General features: G+C 76.1%; 16 protein-coding genes, 1 pseudogene and 3 riboswitches. Of the genes and pseudogenes, 8 read left to right on the plus strand and 9 right to left on the minus strand.

What is annotated here, in order from left to right:
* Positions 1 to 85 precede the first annotated feature (85 nt).
* Together QWY29_RS08880 and QWY29_RS08885 are read left to right on the plus strand one after the other, a co-directional pair.
* A complete protein-coding gene (locus QWY29_RS08880; RefSeq protein WP_300960352.1) occupies positions 86 to 595 on the plus strand; it encodes a Rossmann-fold NAD(P)-binding domain-containing protein in 510 nt (169 codons plus the stop codon).
* 8 nt (positions 596 to 603) lie between these two features.
* A complete protein-coding gene (locus tag QWY29_RS08885; RefSeq protein WP_300960353.1) occupies positions 604 to 1,224 on the plus strand; it encodes a hypothetical protein in 621 nt (206 codons plus the stop codon).
* Between the two features lie 185 nt (positions 1,225 to 1,409).
* Here the strand turns inward: QWY29_RS08885 and cbiE are convergent, their stop codons facing one another.
* On the minus strand, positions 1,410 to 2,657 hold the full coding sequence (gene cbiE / locus QWY29_RS08890; RefSeq protein WP_300960354.1) for a precorrin-6y C5,15-methyltransferase (decarboxylating) subunit CbiE: 1,248 nt from the start codon (positions 2,655 to 2,657) through the stop codon (positions 1,410 to 1,412).
* Between the two features lie 45 nt (positions 2,658 to 2,702).
* A riboswitch (cobalamin riboswitch) is annotated at positions 2,703 to 2,850 on the plus strand.
* A 79-nt stretch (positions 2,851 to 2,929) separates the two neighbouring features.
* Entirely contained in the window at positions 2,930 to 3,073 is a 144-nt protein-coding gene (locus QWY29_RS08895) for a hypothetical protein (RefSeq protein ID WP_300960355.1), read from the minus strand.
* Here QWY29_RS08895 and QWY29_RS08900 point away from each other — a divergent pair.
* Genes QWY29_RS08900 through QWY29_RS08925 form a run of 6 tightly spaced genes read left to right on the plus strand, consistent with a single transcriptional unit; the run spans position 3,068 to position 10,407 of the window.
* Complete coding sequence (locus tag QWY29_RS08900) at positions 3,068 to 5,086, plus strand: VWA domain-containing protein (RefSeq protein ID WP_300960356.1); 2,019 nt, start codon at positions 3,068 to 3,070, stop codon at positions 5,084 to 5,086. The genes QWY29_RS08895 and QWY29_RS08900 overlap by 6 nt on opposite strands.
* A complete protein-coding gene (cobA, locus tag QWY29_RS08905) occupies positions 5,086 to 5,850 on the plus strand; it encodes a uroporphyrinogen-III C-methyltransferase (protein WP_300960357.1) in 765 nt (254 codons plus the stop codon). Before QWY29_RS08900 ends, cobA begins: the two co-directional genes overlap by 1 nt.
* Positions 5,850 to 6,464 carry a cob(I)yrinic acid a,c-diamide adenosyltransferase gene (cobO, locus tag QWY29_RS08910; RefSeq protein ID WP_300960358.1) on the plus strand — a complete coding sequence of 205 codons (615 nt, stop codon included), beginning with the start codon at positions 5,850 to 5,852 and terminating at the stop codon, positions 6,462 to 6,464. The genes cobA and cobO overlap by 1 nt, the downstream gene beginning before the upstream one ends.
* A complete protein-coding gene (gene cobBC, locus QWY29_RS08915) occupies positions 6,458 to 8,902 on the plus strand; it encodes a bifunctional hydrogenobyrinic acid a,c-diamide synthase/histidinol phosphate aminotransferase CobBC (protein ID WP_300960359.1) in 2,445 nt (814 codons plus the stop codon). The genes cobO and cobBC overlap by 7 nt, the downstream gene beginning before the upstream one ends.
* On the plus strand, positions 8,883 to 9,851 hold the full coding sequence (locus QWY29_RS08920; RefSeq protein WP_300960360.1) for a cobalamin biosynthesis protein: 969 nt from the start codon (positions 8,883 to 8,885) through the stop codon (positions 9,849 to 9,851). The genes cobBC and QWY29_RS08920 overlap by 20 nt, the downstream gene beginning before the upstream one ends.
* A gap of 31 nt (positions 9,852 to 9,882) precedes the next feature.
* Positions 9,883 to 10,407: a DinB family protein gene (locus tag QWY29_RS08925; protein ID WP_300960361.1), complete on the plus strand. Its 525-nt coding sequence runs from the start codon at positions 9,883 to 9,885 to the stop codon at positions 10,405 to 10,407.
* A 55-nt stretch (positions 10,408 to 10,462) separates the two neighbouring features.
* Here QWY29_RS08925 and QWY29_RS08930 read toward each other — a convergent pair whose 3' ends face one another.
* From QWY29_RS08930 to cobN, 7 genes and pseudogenes are all read right to left on the minus strand, one after another.
* On the minus strand, positions 10,463 to 11,299 hold the full coding sequence (locus tag QWY29_RS08930) for an ABC transporter ATP-binding protein (RefSeq protein WP_300960362.1): 837 nt from the start codon (positions 11,297 to 11,299) through the stop codon (positions 10,463 to 10,465).
* Positions 11,296 to 12,345 (minus strand): FecCD family ABC transporter permease, encoded by a 1,050-nt coding sequence (locus QWY29_RS08935; protein WP_300960363.1) that lies wholly within the window; start codon positions 12,343 to 12,345, stop codon positions 11,296 to 11,298. The genes QWY29_RS08930 and QWY29_RS08935 overlap by 4 nt, the downstream gene beginning before the upstream one ends.
* Complete coding sequence (locus QWY29_RS08940; RefSeq protein WP_300960364.1) at positions 12,342 to 13,184, minus strand: ABC transporter substrate-binding protein; 843 nt, start codon at positions 13,182 to 13,184, stop codon at positions 12,342 to 12,344. The genes QWY29_RS08935 and QWY29_RS08940 overlap by 4 nt, the downstream gene beginning before the upstream one ends.
* Before the next feature lie 199 nt (positions 13,185 to 13,383).
* Positions 13,384 to 13,571: riboswitch (cobalamin riboswitch) on the minus strand.
* A gap of 69 nt (positions 13,572 to 13,640) precedes the next feature.
* Positions 13,641 to 14,303: pseudogene (locus tag QWY29_RS08945) on the minus strand (cobalt-precorrin-6A reductase); the annotation flags it as partial.
* Complete coding sequence (locus QWY29_RS08950) at positions 14,300 to 15,787, minus strand: cobyric acid synthase (protein ID WP_300960365.1); 1,488 nt, start codon at positions 15,785 to 15,787, stop codon at positions 14,300 to 14,302. The pseudogene QWY29_RS08945 and the gene QWY29_RS08950, both read right to left, overlap by 4 nt.
* Positions 15,784 to 16,518, minus strand: coding sequence for a precorrin-6A synthase (deacetylating) (cobF, locus tag QWY29_RS08955; protein ID WP_300960366.1), 735 nt, complete (start codon positions 16,516 to 16,518; stop codon positions 15,784 to 15,786). Before cobF ends, QWY29_RS08950 begins: the two co-directional genes overlap by 4 nt.
* On the minus strand, positions 16,515 to 20,138 hold the full coding sequence (gene cobN, locus QWY29_RS08960) for a cobaltochelatase subunit CobN (RefSeq protein ID WP_300960367.1): 3,624 nt from the start codon (positions 20,136 to 20,138) through the stop codon (positions 16,515 to 16,517). The genes cobF and cobN overlap by 4 nt, the downstream gene beginning before the upstream one ends.
* A 59-nt stretch (positions 20,139 to 20,197) precedes the next feature.
* A riboswitch (cobalamin riboswitch) is annotated at positions 20,198 to 20,264 on the minus strand.
* Between the last annotated feature and the right edge of the window lie 14 nt (positions 20,265 to 20,278).

The raw sequence follows: 20,278 nt of genomic DNA on the forward strand, positions 1-20,278 counted from the left end.
GCGGCGGACCCGATCCTCGCCCGTGACCAGCACTCGCGTGAAAGCCGGTCGAGACGGACGGCACCGGGTTGTTAGCGTCACCGGGATGCAGGTGAGGTTCGAGCGCACCGGGCACCGGCGGTATGCGGTGGCCGTGCTCCGCGAGAGGCACGGCGACCTCCGCATGGATCCGGCGCCGGGGTACTCGGAGCTGATCCCGCACGACCTGGTGCACCTGGTGGTCGAGGAGGAGCTCGGCCTGCGGAACGGGATCTTCGGACAGCTCGCCGCGGGCGGGAACGCCGGGACGTTCGTGCCGACCGAGGAGCTGCGGACGAAGGCGTGGGCACGCCGGGTGGCGCGGCGCAACAGCTCCACCGGTGCCGACATGGGGCGGTCCGAGGACCTCGCGGCCCAGGTCCACCCACGCTGGCTGCGACGCAGCGGGCACCAGCCCGGGAGCCCCGGCGTCCGTCAGGACCCTCCGCCCACCGACCTCGGCGACGCCGACCTCGACCGGGTCCTCGCCCGCCTCGACGCACTGTCGCAGCAGTGGCGCGCCGTCGAGGCCGGGGCGTCGATGACAGTCCCGTGGCGCTGGCCCGAGCGGGGGTGAGGAGCACGATGGAGATGCGTGCGTCGATCCTGGTCGGCGTCCTGCTCGCCCTGGGGCTGAGCGGCTGCGGCGACGGCACGCGGGCGACCCCGACGGACGCCGGCAGCGGAGGGCGTGAGCCGACGACGGCACGGGCGCTCGCCCACGTCGCGGCCGAGCACGCCGGGACCCCGGACTCCGCGGCACGGGAGAGCGACGCCGCGGAGGAGTTCGCCCGGGGCGGGGTCGGGGCCGAGCTCCGGTACGGCTCGACGGGTGGGTACGACGGGGACGTGCTGGTGGTGGCGGTGGGCGAGGGGCTCGACACGTCCCTCGTCGACTGCGACGCGCAGGCGACGAACTCGCTCGCCGGCTGCGTGGAGACCGACCAGGGCGTGCTGATGTGGGAGGACGAAGCGCCCGAGGAGGACCCGGGCGTGGTCTACGTGGTCGTGGAGAAGGGCGACAGCGCCGCCTTGCTGTTCTACGCCGGGCCGGCCATCACCGGCGACCCACGGGAGCTCGACCTGCCCATCTCCACTGACGTCCTGTTCGCCATCGCCGGCGACCCCCGCGTCGACGTCACCACCTCTGCCGAGGCGGTGGCCGCGGGGGCCGACCTGCCGTTCTGGCAGGACCGGAGCCGCTGAACGGCCGGTAGGCGGGTCGCTCCCGAGGGTCGTCGGCCGGTCGTGGGCCCGTCATCGCGGTAGGGGCCCGAGCAGGGTCAAGCCGACGAGTCCGTATCAACGCCGGCCCATAGGCGGCGGGGTGGGCGCCCATGCTGAGCGGACTGAGGTGCTGGCCTGGCCGTCAACGCGCGTGGCTAGAACGCTCACCGACTCAAGGACCACTGGGTCACGGTGCGGGCGGGCGTCCAACCGGTGAAGGTGCCGACGGGGGCGGTGGTCTCGACCGAGAGGCGGGTCAGCTCGCCACCGTGGGTGCGGTAGGCGTCGGCGAGGAGTGACTCGGTCTCAAGCGTGACGCCGTGGACGACGAGGCGGCCGCCGGGGGCGAGGGCGTCCAGGCAGGCGCTGAGGACGCCGGGGCGGGTGGCACCGCCGCCGATGAAGATCGCGTCCGGCGCGGGGAGGGCGGCGAGGGCATCCGGGGCGCGGCCCTCGACGACGAGGAGGTCGGGGACGCCGAGGCGGGCGGCGTTCCGGGCGATACGAGCCGCGCGGTCGGGGTGGGACTCGACGGCCGTGGTCCGGCAGGTGGGGTGGGCGCGCATCCACTCGATGCCGACCGACCCGGCCCCGGCGCCGATGTCCCAGAGGTGCTGGCCGGGGGCGGGCTGGAGGCGGGCCAGGGCGGAGGCGCGGAGGTCGCGCTTGGTGAGCTGGCCGTCGTGCTCGAAGGCGTCGTCGGTCAGGCCGGCGGCCCAGGAAGACGTGGGCCAGGAGCCGGAGGCGGCGGGCAGCTCGATGGCCAGGACGTGCAGCGGCGGGACGTCGGTCGCGGGGACGGCGGTCCACGCGGACGCCGTACGGACGGTGCGGGACTCCGAGGGAGCGCCGAGGTCGGCGAGGAGGGTGACGGTGGCGTCGGGGTGGCCGGCCTCGACGAGCAGCTCGCCGACGACGGCCGGGGTCTCCGGGCCGCTGGTCAGCAGGAGCATCCGGCGGCCGGGGGCGAGCTCGCGGAGCAGGCGCGCCTCATGGCGGCCGACGAGGGTGACGACGACCGACTCCTCGGCCGACCAGCCCATTCGGGCGCGGGCGAGGGCGACCGACGAGACGGCGGGGACCACCCGCACGGAGGACGGGCCGAGCAGGCGGACGAGCGTCGTGCCGATGCCCGACACCATCGGGTCGCCTGAGGCCAGAGCGACCACGCGGCGGCCGCGGAGGTCGTCGAGGAACGCGGGGAGGGCGTCGGCGAGCGGGGAGGGCCAGGGGAGCCGCTGCTGGCCCGGTACGTCGGGCTGGTCGGCCAGGTGGCGCCGGCCGCCGAGCAGCACGTCGGCGTCGCGGACCAGGCCGGCGGCGTACTCGTCCAGGCGCCCGTCCGCCCCGACGCCGACGACGGTGACCACCGGCTCGCTGTCCACGTCGGGCGGGGGAGTCGGGTCGGGCACGGGGCCGGACGCTATCGTCCTCACACAACGTGAGGTGCCCCTGCGGCCCAACCATCGTCACGCGGTGGGGACGGACAACGGGGAGAATCTGGGAAGCCGGTGAGATTCCGGCACAGGCCCGCTGCGGTGAACCGAGCACTCCACCAGGAGTGACCCGGCAAGTCCGAAGACCGGCCTCGCGTCGCCATCCATGGCCAAGCGAGCGGGAGCCTCACGTGCCAACGACGTACCCCTTTTCTGCCGTTGTCGGTTGCTACGAGCTGGTGGGCACGTCACCGGGTCTCGACGACGCTCGCCAGGGCTCGCTGCTCGACCAGCGGGGTGGTCTCGACGACGCTCGCCAGGGCTCGCTGCTCGACCAGCGGGGTGGTCTCGACGACGCTCGCCAGGGCTCGCTGCTCGAACGGCGGGTGCACCTGGAGCCCATGGGGCTCGCGCTGGTCCTGACCGCGATCGACCCGGCCATCGGCGGGGTGCTCGTGCGCGGCGAGAAGGGCACCGCGAAGTCCACCGCCGTGCGCGGTCTCGCCGAGGTGCTGCCGGAGGTCGAGGTGCACGAGGGCGACCGGTTCTCCGCCGACCCGCGGGACCCCGCCGCGACCTCGCCGGACGGACCGTTCGAGGCCAGGGCGCGCGTGCGCCGGCCCGCGCGTCTCGTCGAGCTGCCCGTCGGCGCCACCGAGGACCGCCTGCTCGGCTCCATCCAGCTCGAGAAGGCGCTGACCTCCGGCGCCGTCGAGGTCGAGCCCGGCCTGCTGGCGCGAGCGCACCGCGGCGTGCTCTACGTCGACGAGGTCAATTTGCTCCACGACCACCTCGTCGACCTGCTCCTCGACGCCGCCGCCACCGGCAGCGTGAGCGTCGAGCGGGACGGGATCTCGCTGCACCACGCGGCTCGCTTCGTCCTCATCGGGACGATGAACCCCGAGGAGGGCGAGCTCCGCCCGCAGCTGCTCGACCGGTTCGGCCTGACCGTCGAGGTGGCCGCTCCGCGCGACCCGGCCCTCCGGGTCGAGGTGGTGCGCCGCCGGCTCGCCTTCGACGCCGACCCCGAGGCCTTCGTCGAGCAGTACGCCGCCCGGCAGGCCGACCTGACCCGGCGCATCGCCGACGCCCGCTCGCGGGTCGGCTCGGTCGTGGTCACCGACGCCGCCCTGCTCAAGGTCGCGGAGGTGTGCGCGGCTTTCGAGGTCGACGGCCTGCGCGCCGACATCGTCACCACCCGCACCGCCGCCGCCCACGCCGCCTGGGTCGGTCGCGAGCGGGTGACGCTGGCCGACGTCCGGGCCGCCGCGCTGCTGGCGCTGCCGCACCGGCGCCGGCGCAACCCCTTCGACGCGCCCGGCCTCGACGAGGACCTGCTCGACCGGATCCTCGGCGACGAGGAGCTGCCCGAGCCGGACCCCGAGCCGGACCCCGACCCCGACCCGCAGCCCGACCCGCCCGGAGGCGGCGACGACCCGCAGGGGGAGGCCCCGGAGACGGACGGCCCCGACAGCCCGAGCCACGAGGACCAGGCCGCTGAGCCCGAGCCCGAGGACCAGCCCGCCCCGCAGGCCCGGCCCGCGCCGAGCGGCAGCGGCGGCGACCAGGCGGCCGCGCGGGCCGGCGCGGCGTACCGCCCCCGGTTGCTGACCGTGGACGGCCTCGGCGAGGGGACCCCGGGTCGCCGGAGCCGCGCCCGCGGTGCGAGCGGCCGGCGCGTCGGCGCCGGGACGGGTCACGGCTCCCTGCACCTGGTCGAGACGATCCGCGCGGCCGCCGAGCGGTCGGCCCGGGAGCGCAGCGGCACGACCGGCGGTCGGGTCCGGCTGCGGCCGACCGACCTGCGGACCGCCGTCCGCGAGGGACGCGAGGCGAACCTGCTGCTCTTCTGCGTCGACGCCTCCGGGTCGATGGCGGCCCGCCGCCGGATGAGCCAGGTCAAGGCGGCCGTGCTGTCGCTGCTGACCGACGCCTACCGGCGCCGCGACAAGGTCGCGATGGTCGGGTTCCGTGGCCGGGAGGCGCAGCTGCTGCTGCCCCCGACCGGCTCGGTCGAGGTGGCCGCCGCGCTGCTGGGCGACCTGCCGTCCGGCGGGCGGACGCCGCTCGCCGAGGGCCTGCTCGAGGCCGACCGGGTGCTGCGCCGCGAGCACCTGCGCGACCCGCGCCTGCGGCCCCTGCTGGTGCTGGTCACCGACGGCCGCGCCACCGCCGGCGCGGACGCCGTCGAGCGCTCCCGCCTGGCCGCGGCGCACCTCGCCGCCCGCGGGACGCCGGCGGTCGTCGTCGACTGCGAGCAGGGGCCGATGCGGCTGGGGCTGGGGCGCACGCTCGCCGGCCACCTGCGCGCCGAGCACGTGCCGATGGAGCAGGTCAGCGCCGACGGCCTCGTCGACGTCGTCAGCAGCCGGTCGGCGGGCCGGTCCCCGGGGCGCGTCGCCTGATGGGCACGCTCGCACCCCTGCGGCCAGGCACCGTCACGCTGGTCGCGGGCGGACCCGGCGACGCCGGGCTGATGACCGTCGCCGGCCGTGCCGCGGTCGAGCAGGCCGACGTGCTGCTCGTCGACCACCTCGCCCCGCAGGAGGCACTCGCCTGGGCCCGGCCCGACGCCGAGGTGCTCGACGTCGCCAAGCTGCCGCGCGGGCGGACCACCCCGCAGGAGCGGATCAACGAGCTGCTGGTGACCCACGCGCGGGCCGGGCGGCGCGTCGTCCGGCTCAAGGGCGGCGACGGGTTCGTCTTCGGCCGCGGCATGGAGGAGGTGCTCGCCTGCGCCGAGGCCGGCGTCGACACCCGGGTCCTGCCGGGGGTCAGCTCCGCCGTCGCCGTGCCCGCGCTCGCCGGCATCCCGGTCACCCACCGCGGCGTCGTGCACGGCTTCAGCGTCATCTCCGGCCACGTGCCGCCGGGGCACCCGACCTGCACGCTCGACTACACCGCGCTGGCGCGCTCCGGCACCACGCTCGTGGTGCTCATGGGCGTCGCGAACCTCGCCGCGATCGCGGGCGAGCTGCTCACTCACGGCGTGCCCGGACGCACGCCGGCGGCGGTCGTCGCCCGCGGCGGCCACCCCGACCAGGAGGTGCGCGTCGCGACGCTCGCCACCGTCGCCGACGCCGCGGCCGGCATCGGTCCGCCCGCCGTCACCGTCATCGGCGAGGTCGCCGCCTTCGCGACCACCCGACAGCTCGAGGAGATCCGCTGATGCCCCAGGGACAGCCGCTCACCGTCCCCGACGACGGGCTGACCACCCGCCAGCGCCGCAACCGGCCGCTGCTGATGGTCCACACCGGCGACGGCAAAGGGAAGTCGACCGCCGCGTTCGGCCTCGCGATCCGCGGGTGGAACCAGGGCTGGCGGGTCGGTGTCTTCCAGTTCGTGAAGTCCGCCAAGTGGCGCATCGGCGAGCAGACCGTGCTCGAGCGCCTCGGCGACCTGCACGAGCAGACCGGCGAGGGCGGCCCCGTCGAGTGGCACAAGATGGGCGCCGGCTGGTCGTGGACCAGGAAACAGGGCGACGCCGAGGACCACGCCCGCGCCGCCGCCGAGGGCTGGGCCGAGATCAAGCGCCGGCTCGCCGCGGGGGCGCACGACCTCTACGTCCTCGACGAGTTCACCTACCCGATCGCCTGGGGCTGGGTCGACCTCGACGACGTGGTCACCACGCTGCGCGACCGCCCGGGTCGCCAGCACGTCGTCGTCACCGGCCGCCGCGCCGCCCCCGAGCTGCTCGAGGTCGCCGACCTGGTCACCGAGATGACCAAGGTCAAGCACCCCATGGACGTCGGCCAGAAGGGCCAGCGGGGGATCGAGTGGTGACCCCGCCCGCGACCGCCCTCCCGCGCGTGGTCGTCGCCGCCCCCGGCACCGGCCAGGGCAAGACCACCATCGCCACCGGACTGATGGCCGCGCTCCGCGCCCGCGGGCTCGAGGTCTCCGGGCACAAGGTCGGACCCGACTACATCGACCCCGGCTACCACGCCCTCGCCACCGGGCGCCCCGGGCGCAACCTCGACCCCCACCTGGTGGGCGAGGAGCGCATCGCCCCGCTGCTGCTCCACGGTGCCCGCGGCGCGGACGTCGCGGTCGTCGAGGGCGTCATGGGCCTGCACGACGGACGGCTCGGCACCGACGGCTTCGCGTCCACGGCGCACGTCGCCGCCCTCACCCGCGCCCCGGTCGTGCTCGTCGTCGACATCGCGCGGATGTCGCGGTCGGTCGGCGCGCTGGTAGCCGGCATGGCGGCGTACGACCCGGCCGTGGAGGTGGTCGGCGTCGTCCTCAACCGGGCCGGCTCGCCCCGCAACGTCGAGGAGGTACGCCGCTCGCTGCACCTGCCCGTGCTCGGCGTCGTGCCGCGGGAGGAGTCGCTGCTGACCCCCTCGCGCCACCTCGGCCTGGTGCCGGCCGCCGAGCGGGACGAGGCCGCGGACCTGGTCGCCCGCCTCGGCGATCACGTCGCGCGCCACGTCGACCTGGACGCGGTGCTCGAGGTGGCCCGCGCCGCTCCCGACCTCGGCGCGACGCCGTGGGACCCGGCGCGCGAGGTCATCGCGGTGGCGGGCGAGCCGGTCGTGGCGGTGGCGGCGGGCGCCGCGTTCACCTTCGCCTACGCCGAGACCGAGGAGCTGCTCACGGCCGCGGGGTGCCGGGTCGCGCGGTTCGACCCACTGGTCGACCCCGCCCTCCCCGAGGGCACCCGGGCGCTCCTGCTCGGCGGCGGGTTCCCCGAGGTGCACGCGCGTCGGCTCGCCGACAACACGCCGCTGCTGGCGCAGGTGCGTGACGCGGTGCGCGGCGGGCTGCCGACGGTCGCCGAGTGCGCCGGGATGCTCTACCTGCTCGACTCCCTCGACGACACCCCGATGGCCGGCGTGATCGGCACCGACGCGGCCATGTCCGAGCGGCTGGTGCTGCGCTACCCGGTCGCCCGCGCGGCCGGGGACAACCTGCTGGCCCGGGCGGGGGAGGAGGTGCGGGGCCACGAGTTCCACCGCACCGCGCTGCGCCGCGCCGCCCGTGGGTGGACGCCGGCCTGGGAGGTCGACCGCGAGCTCATCGGCGTCGCCTCGCCGACCCTGCACGCGTCGTACCTGCACCTGCACTGGGCCGGCCACCCCCCGCTCGCGCAGCGGTTCGCCGAGGCGGCCGCCGCCGCGGCCCCCGCACCGGCCGCGACCGCGCCCCTTCCCGTGGTGGCGACGCCCGAGGCGCCGGCCGTCGACCCGCTCGCCCAGCCGCTGCTCCACCACGGCGACCGCGAGGTCGGCCCCGGGCTGCTGGACCTCGCCGTCAACGTCCACGCCGAACGGCGACCGGCCTGGCTGGAGCAGGCCCTCGCGGAGGGGGTCCGCGCGTCCACGAGCTACCCCGACCCCGCCCCTGCCCGCGCCGCCATCGCCGCGCTGCACGGGCGCCGGCCCGACGAGGTGCTGGTGACCGCCGGCGCCGCCGAGGCCTTCGAGCTCGTCGCCCGGTGGAAGCAGTGGCGCCACGTCGTCGTCGTGCACCCGCAGTTCACCGAGCCGCACGCCGCCCTCGAGCGGGCCGGCCACCAGGTGACCGTGGTGCACTGCCGCGCCGAGGACGGCTACCGGCTCGACCCGGACGCCGTCCCCGACGACGCCGACCTCGTCGTCCTCGGCAACCCGACCAACCCCACCGGCGTCCTGCACCCGGCCGCCGACGTCCTGCGGCTGCGCCGGCCCAAACGGGTCGTGCTCGTCGACGAGGCGTTCATGGACACCGTCGCCGGCGAGGGCGAGTCCCTCGTGCGCGACCGGCGCCGCGGGCTGCTCGTCGTGCGCAGCCTGACCAAGCACTGGTCGGTGCCGGGGATCCGGGTGGGGTACGTCGTCGGCAGCGAGCGCAGCATCGCCGGCCTCGCCGCCCGCCAGGTGCCGTGGTCGGTCTCGACGCCGGCGGTCCACGCCGCCCTGGCCTGCACCGGCCCGGCCGCCGCCGCCGAGGCGACCCGCCGGGCCGAGCGGATCGCGGCCTGGCGCGCGGTGCTGCTCGCCGGCCTCGCCGAGCGGGCCGTCGAGGCGGTCGCCTCGCAGGCCTCCTTCGTGCTGGCCCGCCTCGGGGAGGGCACGCGGGAGGCGCTGCGCGAGCAGGGCGTGGCCGTGCGCCGCGCCGACACCTTCCCAGGGCTCGACGGCTCCTGGGCGCGGATCGCCGTGCGCCCGCCCGCCACCACCGCGGTGCTGCTCGACGCGCTGGACGAGGTGCTCGACCGTGGCCGGGTCCCGGCCTGAGGCCGCCCGGTCGTCGGCCGGTCGCGGCTCCCGCGCCGTCGGGCTGCTGCTCGGCTTCGCCGCGGACCGGCTGCTCGGCGACCCGCACCGGTGGCACCCCGTCGCCGGCCTCGGCCGGGCGGCGGCGCTCTCCGAGCGGGCGCTGTACGCCGACGCGCGGCTGCCCGGCGCCGTCCACGCCGGCCTGGTGGTCGGCGGCTGCTTGGGCCTCGGCGTCCTCCTCGAGCGGGCGACCCGCGGCCGCCCGGCGGTGCACGCGCTCGCCACCGCCGCCGCGACGTGGACCGTGCTCGGCGGGCGGAGCCTGGAGCGGGAGGCGCTCGCCGTCCACGCGCTGCTCGCAGCGGGCGACCTGCCGGGCGCGCGAGTCCGGCTGACCCACCTCGTCGGCCGCGACCCCACCGCCCTGTCCGCGGCCGAGGTCGCCCGCGCGGTGGTCGAGTCGGTCGCGGAGAACACCTCCGACGCGGTCACGGCCCCGCTGGTGTGGGGAGCCGTCGGCGGCGTACCCGCCCTGCTCGCGCACCGCGCCGCCAACACCCTGGACGCGATGGTGGGCCACCGCGGCGCGCGCTACGGGCGGTTCGGCTGGGCCTCGGCCCGCCTCGACGACCTGCTGGGACTGCCCGGGTCGCGCTGGGCCGGGCTCTGCGTCCTCGCTGCCGGACCGGCACGGGCCGGCGCCGCGTGGTCGGCGTGGCGGCGGGACGCGGCGGCGCACCCCAGCCCCAACGCCGGTGTCGTGGAGGCCACCTTCGCCGGCGCGCTCGGCGTCACGCTCGGCGGCACCAACACCTACGGCGACCGGGTGGAGGTGCGGCCGACGATGGGTCGTGGGCGCGCCGTCGAGCCGGACGACGTCCTCCGCGCCACCACCCTCGCGCGGCGCGTCGGCGGGCTGGCCGCGCTGGGCGCCGGGGGCCTGGCTGCGCTCGGCTCGCGGGTCTAGGGTGACCGGCACCCTGGGAGAGGAGAGCGCAGTGGAGGCGGAGTCGCGGCGGGTCGCACCGGTCGACGGTTCCGAGCTGGCGACCCTCCAGGGGGCCCTGGACCACCAGCGCGACACGCTGCGCTGGAAGTGCTCGGGCCTGACCGAGGAGGAGCTGCGCCGCCCGTTCCCGCCCAGCTCGATGACGCTGGCCGGGCTGGTGCTGCACCTGACGATGGTCGAGGCCGGCTGGTTCAACCTCAGCTACGCCGGGGGCGTCGTCATGCCGGGGTGGCTCCCGGTCGCCGACCTGGACGACCCGGACTGGGCCTGGACGCACGCCCAGGAGTTCGCGACCGACCAGCTGTGGACGTGGTTCGACGAGGCGGTCGCCGTCTCGGACGGCATCGTCGCCGACGCGGCCGCCGGCGAGCAGGGGCTCGCGCGGGTCGGCGCCGATCCGGAGGAGCCGGTCTCGATGCGCTGGCTCCTGATCCACATGATCGAGGAGTACGCGCGGCACAACGGCCACGCGGACTTGCTGCGCGAGGCCATCGACGGGCGCACCGGCGACTGAGCCCGCGGCTCGTCGGCCGGGTCGGCCGGGGTCGTCCCGACGAGGACGTGGGCGGTCATGCCGTCCCCTCCCCGCGGGGGCCGTCCCAGACCAGGTGCGGCCGGGCCAGGCGGGGGTGCGGCGCCAAGGACGCCTCGACGCCGTACACCTCGGCGAGCAACCGGGCGGTGAGGGCGGCGTCGACCGGACCGGCGCCACGGACCCGGCCCGCGTCGAGCACCACGACGTCGTCGCAGTACGCCGCGGCCAGCTCCAGGTCGTGCAGCGCCGCGACCGCCGTCAGGCCGAGCTCGCGGACCAGCGAGAGGAAGCGCAGCTGCTGGCCCAGGTCGAGGTGGTTGGTGGGCTCGTCGAGCAGCAGCACCTCCGGCTCCTGCGCGAGCGTCCGCCCGAGGTGCGCCCGCTGCCGCTCGCCTCCCGAGAGCGTGCCCCAGGGCCGCTCCGCGAGCGGGGCCAGCCCGACCATCGCGAGCACGTCCTCGACGACCTCCGCGCCGCGGGTGTCGCGCGCGGCACCCCCGAGCCGGCCGCGGTGGGGGAGCCGGCCGAGCGTGACGACCTCGCGGACGGTGAGGTCCACCGTGGTCGCGGCGTGCTGCTCGACGAGGGCGAGGGTGCGGGCCCGGCGGCGGTCCGGCAGCGAGCGCAGGTCGGCGCCGCCGACCTGGACCTCTCCGGCGTCGGGGCGGCGCAGGCCGGCCAGCACGTGCAGCAGCGTGGTCTTGCCCGAGCCGTTGGGCCCGAGCAGGCCGGTCACCCGCCCGCCGGCGGCCCGCAGGTCGACCGAGTCGAGCACGGTGCGGTCGCCGAGCCGGACGGTCACGCCGGCGGCGGTGAGCTCGGGCAGGTCGCCGTGGCCGCCCCGGTGGACGCAGTGCGTGCGGTGGCTCATGCGGCGACCCTCCTCGCCATCAGCCAGACCAGGACCGGGACGCCGATGAGCGCGGTCAGGGCGCCGATCGGCACCTCCTGGCCCTCGACGAGGGACCGCGCGGCGGTGTCGGCCCAGACGAGCAGCACGGCACCCGCGACGGCCGAGGCGGGCAGCAGGACGCGGTGCCGCGAGCCGACCAGCGGCCGGACCAGGTGCGGCACGACGAGCCCGACGAAGCCGATCGCCCCGGCGTACGCGACCGTCGTGGCCGTGACGAGCGCGGTGCCCACCATCAGCACCCAGCGGGTCGCGGTCACGGGGACGCCGAGCGAGCGGGCCGAGGTCTCCCCGAACGCGAACGCATCGAGCCGCTCGGCGTAGGCCAGGAACCACACCAGGGCGACCACCGCGGCGGCGAGGAGCACCAGCGCGCTGCCCCACCGCAGGCCCGCGAGCGAGCCCAGCGTCCAGGCGAGCACCCGGCGGGCGGCGTCGCCCTGCCCGTGCATGATCACCACCACCGACGTGTAGGCCCCGCACAGGTGCGCGACCGCGACGCCGGCCAGGACGGTGCGGTGGGGGCGGAGCGCCCCGCCGCCGGCCGAGGCGACCAGCAGCACGGCGGCGAGCGCGGCGAGCGCGCCCGCGAAGGCGGCGGCCGGGAGCACGGCGCCGGCGGCGAGACCGCCGACCCCCACGCCCAGCACGATCACGCTGACCGCGCCGACGCCGGCACCGCTGGAGACGCCCAGCAGGAACGGGTCTGCCAGGTCGTTGCGTGTCAGCGACTGCAGCACGGCGCCGCAGGCCGCGAGCACGGCCCCCACCGCGACCGCGCCGAGCACCCGGGGCAGGCGCAGCTGCCAGACCAGCTGGTCCTCCAGCAGGGTCACGTCGAGGTCACCCGCGCCGGCGCGGCGTGCCACCACCGCCAGCACGCGGGCCACCGGCACGTCGACCGAGCCGACGCCCAGCGCGACCGCGCAGCTGCCGAGCAGGACCGCGAGCGCACCGAGCGCGAGGAGCCCGCGACCGGTCCGGCCGCGGGCACCCCAGGGGCTCACCCATCCAGCCCGAGCTCGTCGAGCTGCGCCGCCAGCGCGGCGGCTCCGTCGACCAGCCGCACGCCCGCGGTCGAGGCGGAGAACGGCACCACCGCGTAGCGCTGCTCGCGGACCGCGGTGAGCCCCTGGAGGACCGGGTCGGACTCGAGGTAGGCCCGCTTGTCCGCGGCCGGGTCCCACGCGGCGTCGACCAGGACGATGACGTCCGGGTCCGCGGACAGCACGTCCTCCCAGCTCCCCTCGGCCCAGGAGCCGGGCAGGTCGGCGAAGACGTTGGTCGCGCCCACCGCGTCGAGGACCAGCTGCGGGCCGCCGTCGCCGGCGCCGACGTTCGGCGACTTGGTGCCGCCGTCCCACCACAGGACGTCGAGACCCTCGCCGGCCGCCGCGGAGCGCAGGTCGGCGAGCTGCTCTCCCTGCTGGTCCCTCAGCCGCTCGGCCGCCTCCGGGTGGCCCAGGGCGGTCGCGACGTCCGCGACCTCGTCCCAGACGGCCTCGAACGACGCCCCCGGCCGGTCCTCGGCCTCGGGGCAGCCGAACGGGGAGAGGTAGGCGCCGACGCCGGCGGCGGCCAGGTCCTCCTGCGTCCCGGCCACGGCCGGCTCGAAGGCGCTCGCGTAGGAGGCGTAGACGAAGTCGGGGCGGGCGGCCAGCAGCTGCTCGTTGGTGGGGTACTCCGCCGAGAGGACCGGGACGGCGTCGTACGCCGCCCGCCACTTCCCGGGGACGGCGTCGTCGAGGTAGGCGGTGCCGGCGAGCTGGTCGGCCAGGCCGAGCGCCAGCACCACCTCGGTGGCGCCCTGGTTGAGGGTCACCACGTCGGTCGGAGGCTCGGCCACGGTGACCTCGTGGCCGCAGCTGGTGACGGTGACGGGTGGCTCGGCGGACGTGTGCGGGGCGCTCTCGGCCGCCGGTGCCCCGGTGCAGCCGGACAGCAACCCGGAGGTGGAGACGACCGCTGCAAGCAAAGCTGCGGGCAGGGTCGGACGCAGGACGGGACGACGAATCATCGGTGGTGCTCTCTTCCAGGAACCCTCGTGGAGGTGAAGCGCCGTGGCCGGTCTCCTGGCTCGCGCATCGACGTCCGACGACCGACCTTCCCAGGCTCGCGCCCAGTGGTCCTGACACCTGCGTGTCAGTGAGGTCGAGGAACTCCGCGCTCACAGTGGCGAGGGCCGCGCCGGTCTCACACCGGCTTCCCGTGCACCACGGCAGCCGGAACTTACCACCGTCCGGGCCTGCCGGAGCACCCAGTCCAGAGCCGGACCCGGCGCATCGACGACGGGTGTCCCCGGGTCTCGCGCGGGACGGGCGACCACGACGACCGGCACGTCCAGCGTGGCAGCGGCCTGCAGCTTCGGCCAGGTGTGAGACCCGCCGGAGTCCTTGGTGACGAGCACGTCCGCGCCGTGCTCGCGCAGGACGGCGAGCTCTCCCTCCACCGTGTACGGCCCGCGGCTGGACAGCAGCCGCCACGTCCGCGGGAGGTCGATCTCCGGCGGGTCGACGACCCGGGCCAGCACGGCCACCCCGCCGAGGTCGGGGACGAAGCGGGCCAGCTCCTGACGACCGACGGTCAGGAACGGCCGGGTGCCCAGCGTCGCCGCACGGGCGGCCGCCTCACCGTGCGTGGCGACGCGGTGCCAGGACGGGTCGGGCTCCCAGCCGGGGCGCTCCAGTCGCAGGAGCAGCACCGCCTCCGCGGCGCAGGCCGCGACGGCGTTCGCGCTGATGCCGCGCGCGAAGGGGTGCGTAGCGTCGACCACGACGTCGTACGCCGCCAGGGCGGCCCGCAGCCCGGCGACCCCGCCGAAGCCACCGATGCGCACCGGACCCACCGGCAACCGCGGCCGCGCGACCCGGCCGGCCAGCGAGGAGGTGACCTCGACACCGGCGTCCACCAGCAGCCGGGCCAGCTCGCGGGCCTCCGCCGTGCCGCCCAGCAGCAGGACCCTCATCGGCGCAGGCCGAGCTCGAGGGTCGGCAGGTCTGCCGGCGCGCCGTCGCGCGCGAGGGCGAGCAGCGCGTCGACGTCGAGGTGCTCCTCGACCAGGTCCGCCAGCAGCTCCATCCGGTGCTCGCGCGCCGCCGGGAAGGACGTGCCCGACGGCGGCAGGCCCAGCGTCGCGGCGAGGTACGCCGCCCGGAACGCGTCGCCCTCCAGCGCGCCGTGCCACATCGTCCCGGCGACCCGACCGACCCGGACCCCGCCGAGGAACGCCTCGACGCCGTCGGCGGGCGTCACCCGGCCGTGGTGGATCTCGTAGCCGGCCGCCGGGGCGCCGAGCGCCTCGCCGGAGGGCAGGTGCAGCACCTTGTCGGGGGCGAAGGTCGTGGTCACCGGCAGCAGGCCGAGCCCCGCGACCCGGGTGCCGGGGGCTCCCTCGACGCCGTGGGGGTCGGCGACCTCCGTGCCGAGCAGCTGGTAGCCGCCGCAGATGCCGAGCAGCGGCCGTCCGGCGCGGACGTGCCGCACCAGGGCCTCGTCCAGTCCGCGGTCGCGGAGCCAGGCGAGGTCGGCGACGGTCGCGCGGGTGCCGGGCACGACGACCAGGTCGGCGTCGGCGAGGTCCCTGGGGTCGGAGACGAAGACGACGTCGAGCGCCGGCTCGATGCCCAGCGCGTCGACGTCGGTGTAGTTGCTGATCCGGGGGAGCCGGACCACCGCCACCCGCGCGCGGGCACTGCCCGCGACCCGGGCCCGCCGCCCCTCCAGGTCGAGCGCGTCCTCGGAGTCGAGCCACAGGTCGGGGTGCCACGGCAGCACGCCGTGCACCGGTCGCCCGGTCAGCTCCTCCAGCCGGTCCAGGCCCGGGCGCAGCAGCCCGAGGTCGCCGCGGAACTTGTTGACGACGAAGCCGGCGACCAGTGCCTGGTCGGCCGGCTCCAGCACGGCCACCGTCCCGAGCATCGAGGCGAAGAGCCCGCCTCGGTCGATGTCGCCGACCACGACGACCGGCAGGTCGGCGTGGCGGGCGAGCCCGAGGTTGACGTAGTCGCTGGCGCGCAGGTTGACCTCCGCCGGGCTGCCAGCGCCCTCGGCGACGACGACGTCGAACCGGCCGGCCAGGTCGTCGTACGCCGCGTGGGCGGCCGCCGCGAGGTGGCGCCGACCGGTGGCGAAGTCGGTCGCCGCCACCTCGCCGGCGGGCCGGCCCATCAGCACGACGTGGCTGCGGCGGTCCGACCCCGGCTTCAGCAGCACCGGGTTCATCGCCGGCTCGGGGGTGACCCGTGCCGCCCGGGCCTGCACCCACTGCGCGCGGCCGATCTCGGCGGGGGCGCCGATGCGGTCGTGGCAGACCATCGAGTTGTTGGACATGTTCTGCGCCTTGTAGGGCGCGACCGACACCCCGCGCCGGGCGAGGGCGCGGCACAACCCGGTGGTGACGACCGACTTGCCGGCGTCGGAGGTGGTGCCGGCGACGAGCAGCCCGCTCACCGCGGCGCACGCAGCAGGAAGCAGTCCATCACCCAGCCGGCCTCCTCGCGTGCGGCGGCGCGGGCGGCGCGCACGGTCCCGACGACCTCGGCGACCCGGCCGGCGACCAGCCGCTCGCCGGTCCCGCCGAGGTTGGCGCCCCACCAGATCCGCCAGTCGGGCAGGTCGTCGAGCGCGTCGAGGCTCGCGGCGGAGCCGAGCATCACGAGCAGGTTCTGCTGACCGGCGGCGACGTCGTCGACCAGCCGCCGGGCGGTGGTCAGGTGCACCGGCTGGCCGACCTCGTGGAGCACGACCCGGTGCCGCGCGGCGAGCACCTGCGGGGCGCTGATGCCCGGCACGACGTCCCAGGTCAGGTCGCCGCGCCGTGCGGCCACCTGCTCGAGCACCCGCAGCGTGGAGTCGTAGAGCGACGGGTCGCCCCACACCAGGTACGTCGCGGTGCCGCCCCGCGCGGCGAGCACCTCGCCCCAGGCGTCCGCGCGCGCGTCGTGCCACGCGGACACCGCGCCGGGGTAGTCCGACGGGTCGTCGCGGTCGCGCTCGGGATCGACCACCTCGGCGACGTCGAGCCCGTGCGCGGCGGCCACCCGGCGGCGTACCTCCAGCAGCTCGTCGTGCTCGCCCTTGCGGACCGCGACGACGTAGTCGGAGCCGGCCAGCGCGGCCACGCCCTCGGCGGTCAGGTGCTGCGGCCCCATGCCGAGGCCGACGACGTGCACGTGCGTCACTGCTCGCCGTCCTCCAGGTCGCCCTCGACCTCGAGGTAGACCTTCTGCATCGACGCCAGCGTCTCGGCGTCGGGGTCGGCCCACAGCCCGCGGTCGGCCGCCTCGTGCAGCCGCTCGACGATGCCGCGCAGCGCCCAGGGGTTGGACCGGCGCAGGAACTCCTGGTTGGTCTCGTCGAGCACGTAGGAGGCAGCGAGCGACTCGTACATCCAGTCGTGCACCACGCCGGCGGTCGCGTCGAACCCGAAGAGGTAGTCCACGGTCGCGGCCAGCTCGAACGCCCCTTTGTAGCCGTGCCGCTGCATCGCCGCGATCCAGCGCGGGTTGACCACGCGGGCCCGGAAGACGCGGTTGGTCTCCTCCTGCAGCGAGCGGGTCCGCACGGCGTCGGGGGAGGTCGAGTCGCCGACGTAGGCCTTGGGGTCGGTGCCGGTGAGCGCACGCACGGTGGCGACCATCCCGCCGTGGTACTGGAAGTAGTCGTCGGAGTCGGCGATGTCGTGCTCGCTGGAGTCGACGTTCTTGGCCGCCACCTTGATCCGGCGGTACGCCGTGCGCATGTCGTCCGCGGCCGGTGCGCCGTCGAGGCCGCGGCCGTAGGCGAAGCCGCCCCAGGCCGTGTAGACCTCCGCGAGGTCGGCGTCGTCGCGCCAGGTGCCCGACTCGACGACCTGCAGGATCCCCGCGCCGTAGGAGCCCGGCTTGGAGCCGAAGATGCGCGTGGTGGCCCGGCGCTCGTCGCCGTGCTCGGCCAGGTCGGCGCGGGCGTGGGCGCGGACGAAGTTGAGCTCGTCGGGCTCGTCCAGGTCCGCGACCAGCCGCACCGCGTCGTCGAGCATCGCCACGACGTGCGGGAACGCGTCGCGGAAGAAGCCCGAGATCCGCACCGTCACGTCGATCCGCGGGCGGCCGAGCTCGGCGAGGTCGATGACCGCCAGCTCGGTGACGCGACGCGACATCTCGTCCCAGACCGGCCGCACGCCGAGCAGGGCCAGCACCTCGGCCACGTCGTCGCCTGAGGTCCGCATCGCGCTGGTGCCCCACACCGACAGGCCCACCGAGGACGGGTGCTCGCCGGTCTCCTCGACGTAGCGCTGCACCAGCGACTCGGCCATCGCCTGACCGGTCTGCCAGGCCAGCCGGGACGGCACCGCGCGCGGGTCGACGGTGTAGAAGTTGCGGCCGGTCGGCAGCACGTTGACCAGGCCCCGCAGCGGCGAGCCGGACGGCCCCGCGGCGACGTACCCGCCGTCGAGCGCGTGCAGGAGGGCGTCCATCTCGTCGGTCGTGGCGGCCAGTCGGGGGACCACCTCGGTGGCAGCGAAGCGCAGCGACGCCCGGACGTCGGCGTCGTCGTGCAGCTCGTCGACGGCGGCAGGGTCCCAGCCGCTGTTCGCGAGGGCCTCGACCAGTCCCCGGGCGCGTGCCTCGACGGCGTCGACCTCGGCGGTGCTTGAGCCCTCGGCCAGCCCGAGGGCGGTGCGCAGGCCGGGCACGGCGTGCCCGACGCCGCCCCAGACCTGGGAGGCCCGCAGGATCGCGAGCACCAGGTTCACCAGCGCCTCACCGGTCGGAGGCTGGCCCAGCACGTGCAGGCCGTCGCGGATCTGGACGTCCTTGATCTCGCACAGCCAGCCGTCGACGTGCAGCAGGAAGTCGTCGAAGTCCTCGTCCTCGGGCCGCTCCTCGAGACCGAGATCGCGGTGGAGCTCGGCAGCCTTCATCAGCTGCCAGATCTCGCCGCGGATCGCCGGCAGCTTGGCCGGGTCCATCGACGCGATGTTGCCGTGCTCGTCGAGCAGCTGCTCCAGCCGCGCGATGTCGCCGTAGGACTCCGCCCGCGCCATCGGCGGCACCAGGTGGTCCACGATCGTCGCGTGCGCGCGCCGCTTGGCTTGCGCGCCCTCGCCGGGGTCGTTGACCAGGAACGGGTAGAGCAACGGCAGGTCACCCAGCACCGCGTCAGTGCCGCACTCCGCGGACAGCGCGGCGTTCTTGCCCGGCAGCCACTCCAACGAGCCGTGCTTGCCGACGTGGATCACCGCGTGCGCGCCGAAGCCGCCCTCGGCCTCGGGCGCCTCCAGCCAGCGGTACGCCGCGAGGTAGTGGTGCGTGGGTGCGAGGTCGGGGTCGTGGTAGATCGCGACCGGGTTCTCCCCGAAGCCGCGCGGCGGCTGGATCATCAGCACGACGTTGCCGGCCACCAGCGTGGCCAGCACGACCTCGCCGTCGTCGTTGACGAACAGGCTGCCCGGCGCCTCGCCCCACGCCTCGGCGATCTCCTCGCGCAGCGCAGCCGGCAGGTGCGCCGTCCACGCGGCGTACTGCTCGGGCGTCACGCGGACGTGGGCGTCGGTGAGCTGGCCGGAGGTGAGCCACTCCTCGTCCTGGCCGCCCGCGGCGATGAGGGCGTGGATGAGGGCGTCGCCGGCGACGGTGTCGTCGGCCTCGTCGAGCCCCGGCACGGCCCCGGGCCCGCCGAGGTCGTAGCCGGCGTCGCGCAGCCGACGCAGCAGCCGGATCGTGCTGACCGGGGTGTCCAGGCCGACGGCGTTGCCGATCCGTGCGTGCTTGGTGGGGTACGCCGAGAGCACCAGCGCCACCTTCTTCTCCCGGTGGGGCACGTGGCGCAGGCGGGCGTGGTTGACCGCGAGCCCGGCCACCCGGCGGCAGCGCTCGGCGTCGGCGACGTAGCGGGGGATGCCATCGGCGTCGACCTCCTTGAAGGAGAACGGGACGGTGATGATCCGGCCGTCGAACTCCGGGATCGCGACCTGGTTCGCGGAGTCCAGCGGTGTCACGCCGTCGTCGTTGGCCTCCCACTCCTCCCGGCTGCTGGTCAGGCACAGGCCCTGCAGGACGGGGATGTCGAGGGCGGCGATCCGCTCGACGTCCCACGCCTCGTCGTCGCCGCCGGCACTCGCGCTCGCCGGCACGCTGCCGCCGGCCGCGAGCACCGTCACGACCAGCGCGTCGAAGGTCGCCAGCACGTCGAAGAGCTCGTCCGGTGCGCTGCGCAGGGAGCCCGCGAAGACGGGCACGCCCACCGCGACGCCGGTGGCGTCGACGGCGTCCGCCAGGGCGTGGACGAAGTCGGTGTTCCCGCTGCTGTGGTGGGCGCGGTAGTAGAGGATCCCGACCCGGGGCAGGGCCGCCTCGGCCCCGCCCGTCGCGGTGGTCGGGCGCGCGTCGAGCCCCCAGGCCGGCAGCGGCGTGGGTGGCTCGAAGCCCTCGCCGGTGAGGAGCACGGTGTCGGACAGGAACGCGTGGAGCTGGGCGAGGTTCGCCGGCCCGCCCTCGGCGAGGTACCGGTGGGCCTCGGCTGCCACGCCGATGGGCACCGAGGACAGCTCCATCAGCTCGGCGTTCGGCTGCTGCTCGCCGCCCAGCACGACCATCGGCACGCCGGTCCCGCGGATGCGCCGGAACCCGCTGCACAGCTCCTGGGGGCCGCCCAGGACGCGGGCGACCACGAGGTCGGCGCCCTCGATCGCGGCGGCCATGCCCTGGTGGGCCGGCCGGGCCGGGTTGGCCCAGGTGTAGGAGGCGCCCGACGCCTGCGCGGACAGCAGGTCGGTGTCGGACGTCGAGAGCAGACAGATGCGTGCAGGGGCGGCCACGGCCGGGTCCTCCTCCGGGGTTCTCGCCCCGTCGAACGGTGGGATCAGACCCACGACGAGTGTCTGGCTGGCGACCCGGAGGTCGCGTCACAGTGGCGGAACCGCCCCGGACTCTCACCGGGTTCCTGCGCAGCGGGCGT

The organism is Nocardioides abyssi, from assembly GCF_030412915.1.
GTDB lineage: Bacteria > Actinomycetota > Actinomycetes > Propionibacteriales > Nocardioidaceae > Nocardioides > Nocardioides abyssi.

Excerpts from the sequence above, each read along its gene's own strand:
- QWY29_RS08880 (WP_300960352.1), top strand. The coding sequence starts at position 86 with ATGCAGGTGAGGTTCGAGCGCACCGGGCACCGGCGGTATGCGGTGGCC.
- QWY29_RS08885 (WP_300960353.1), top strand. The coding sequence starts at position 604 with ATGGAGATGCGTGCGTCGATCCTGGTCGGCGTCCTGCTCGCCCTGGGG.
- cobA (WP_300960357.1), top strand. The coding sequence starts at position 5,086 with ATGGGCACGCTCGCACCCCTGCGGCCAGGCACCGTCACGCTGGTCGCG.
- cobO (WP_300960358.1), top strand. The coding sequence starts at position 5,850 with ATGCCCCAGGGACAGCCGCTCACCGTCCCCGACGACGGGCTGACCACC.
- QWY29_RS08930 (WP_300960362.1), bottom strand. The coding sequence starts at position 11,299 with ATGAGCCACCGCACGCACTGCGTCCACCGGGGCGGCCACGGCGACCTG.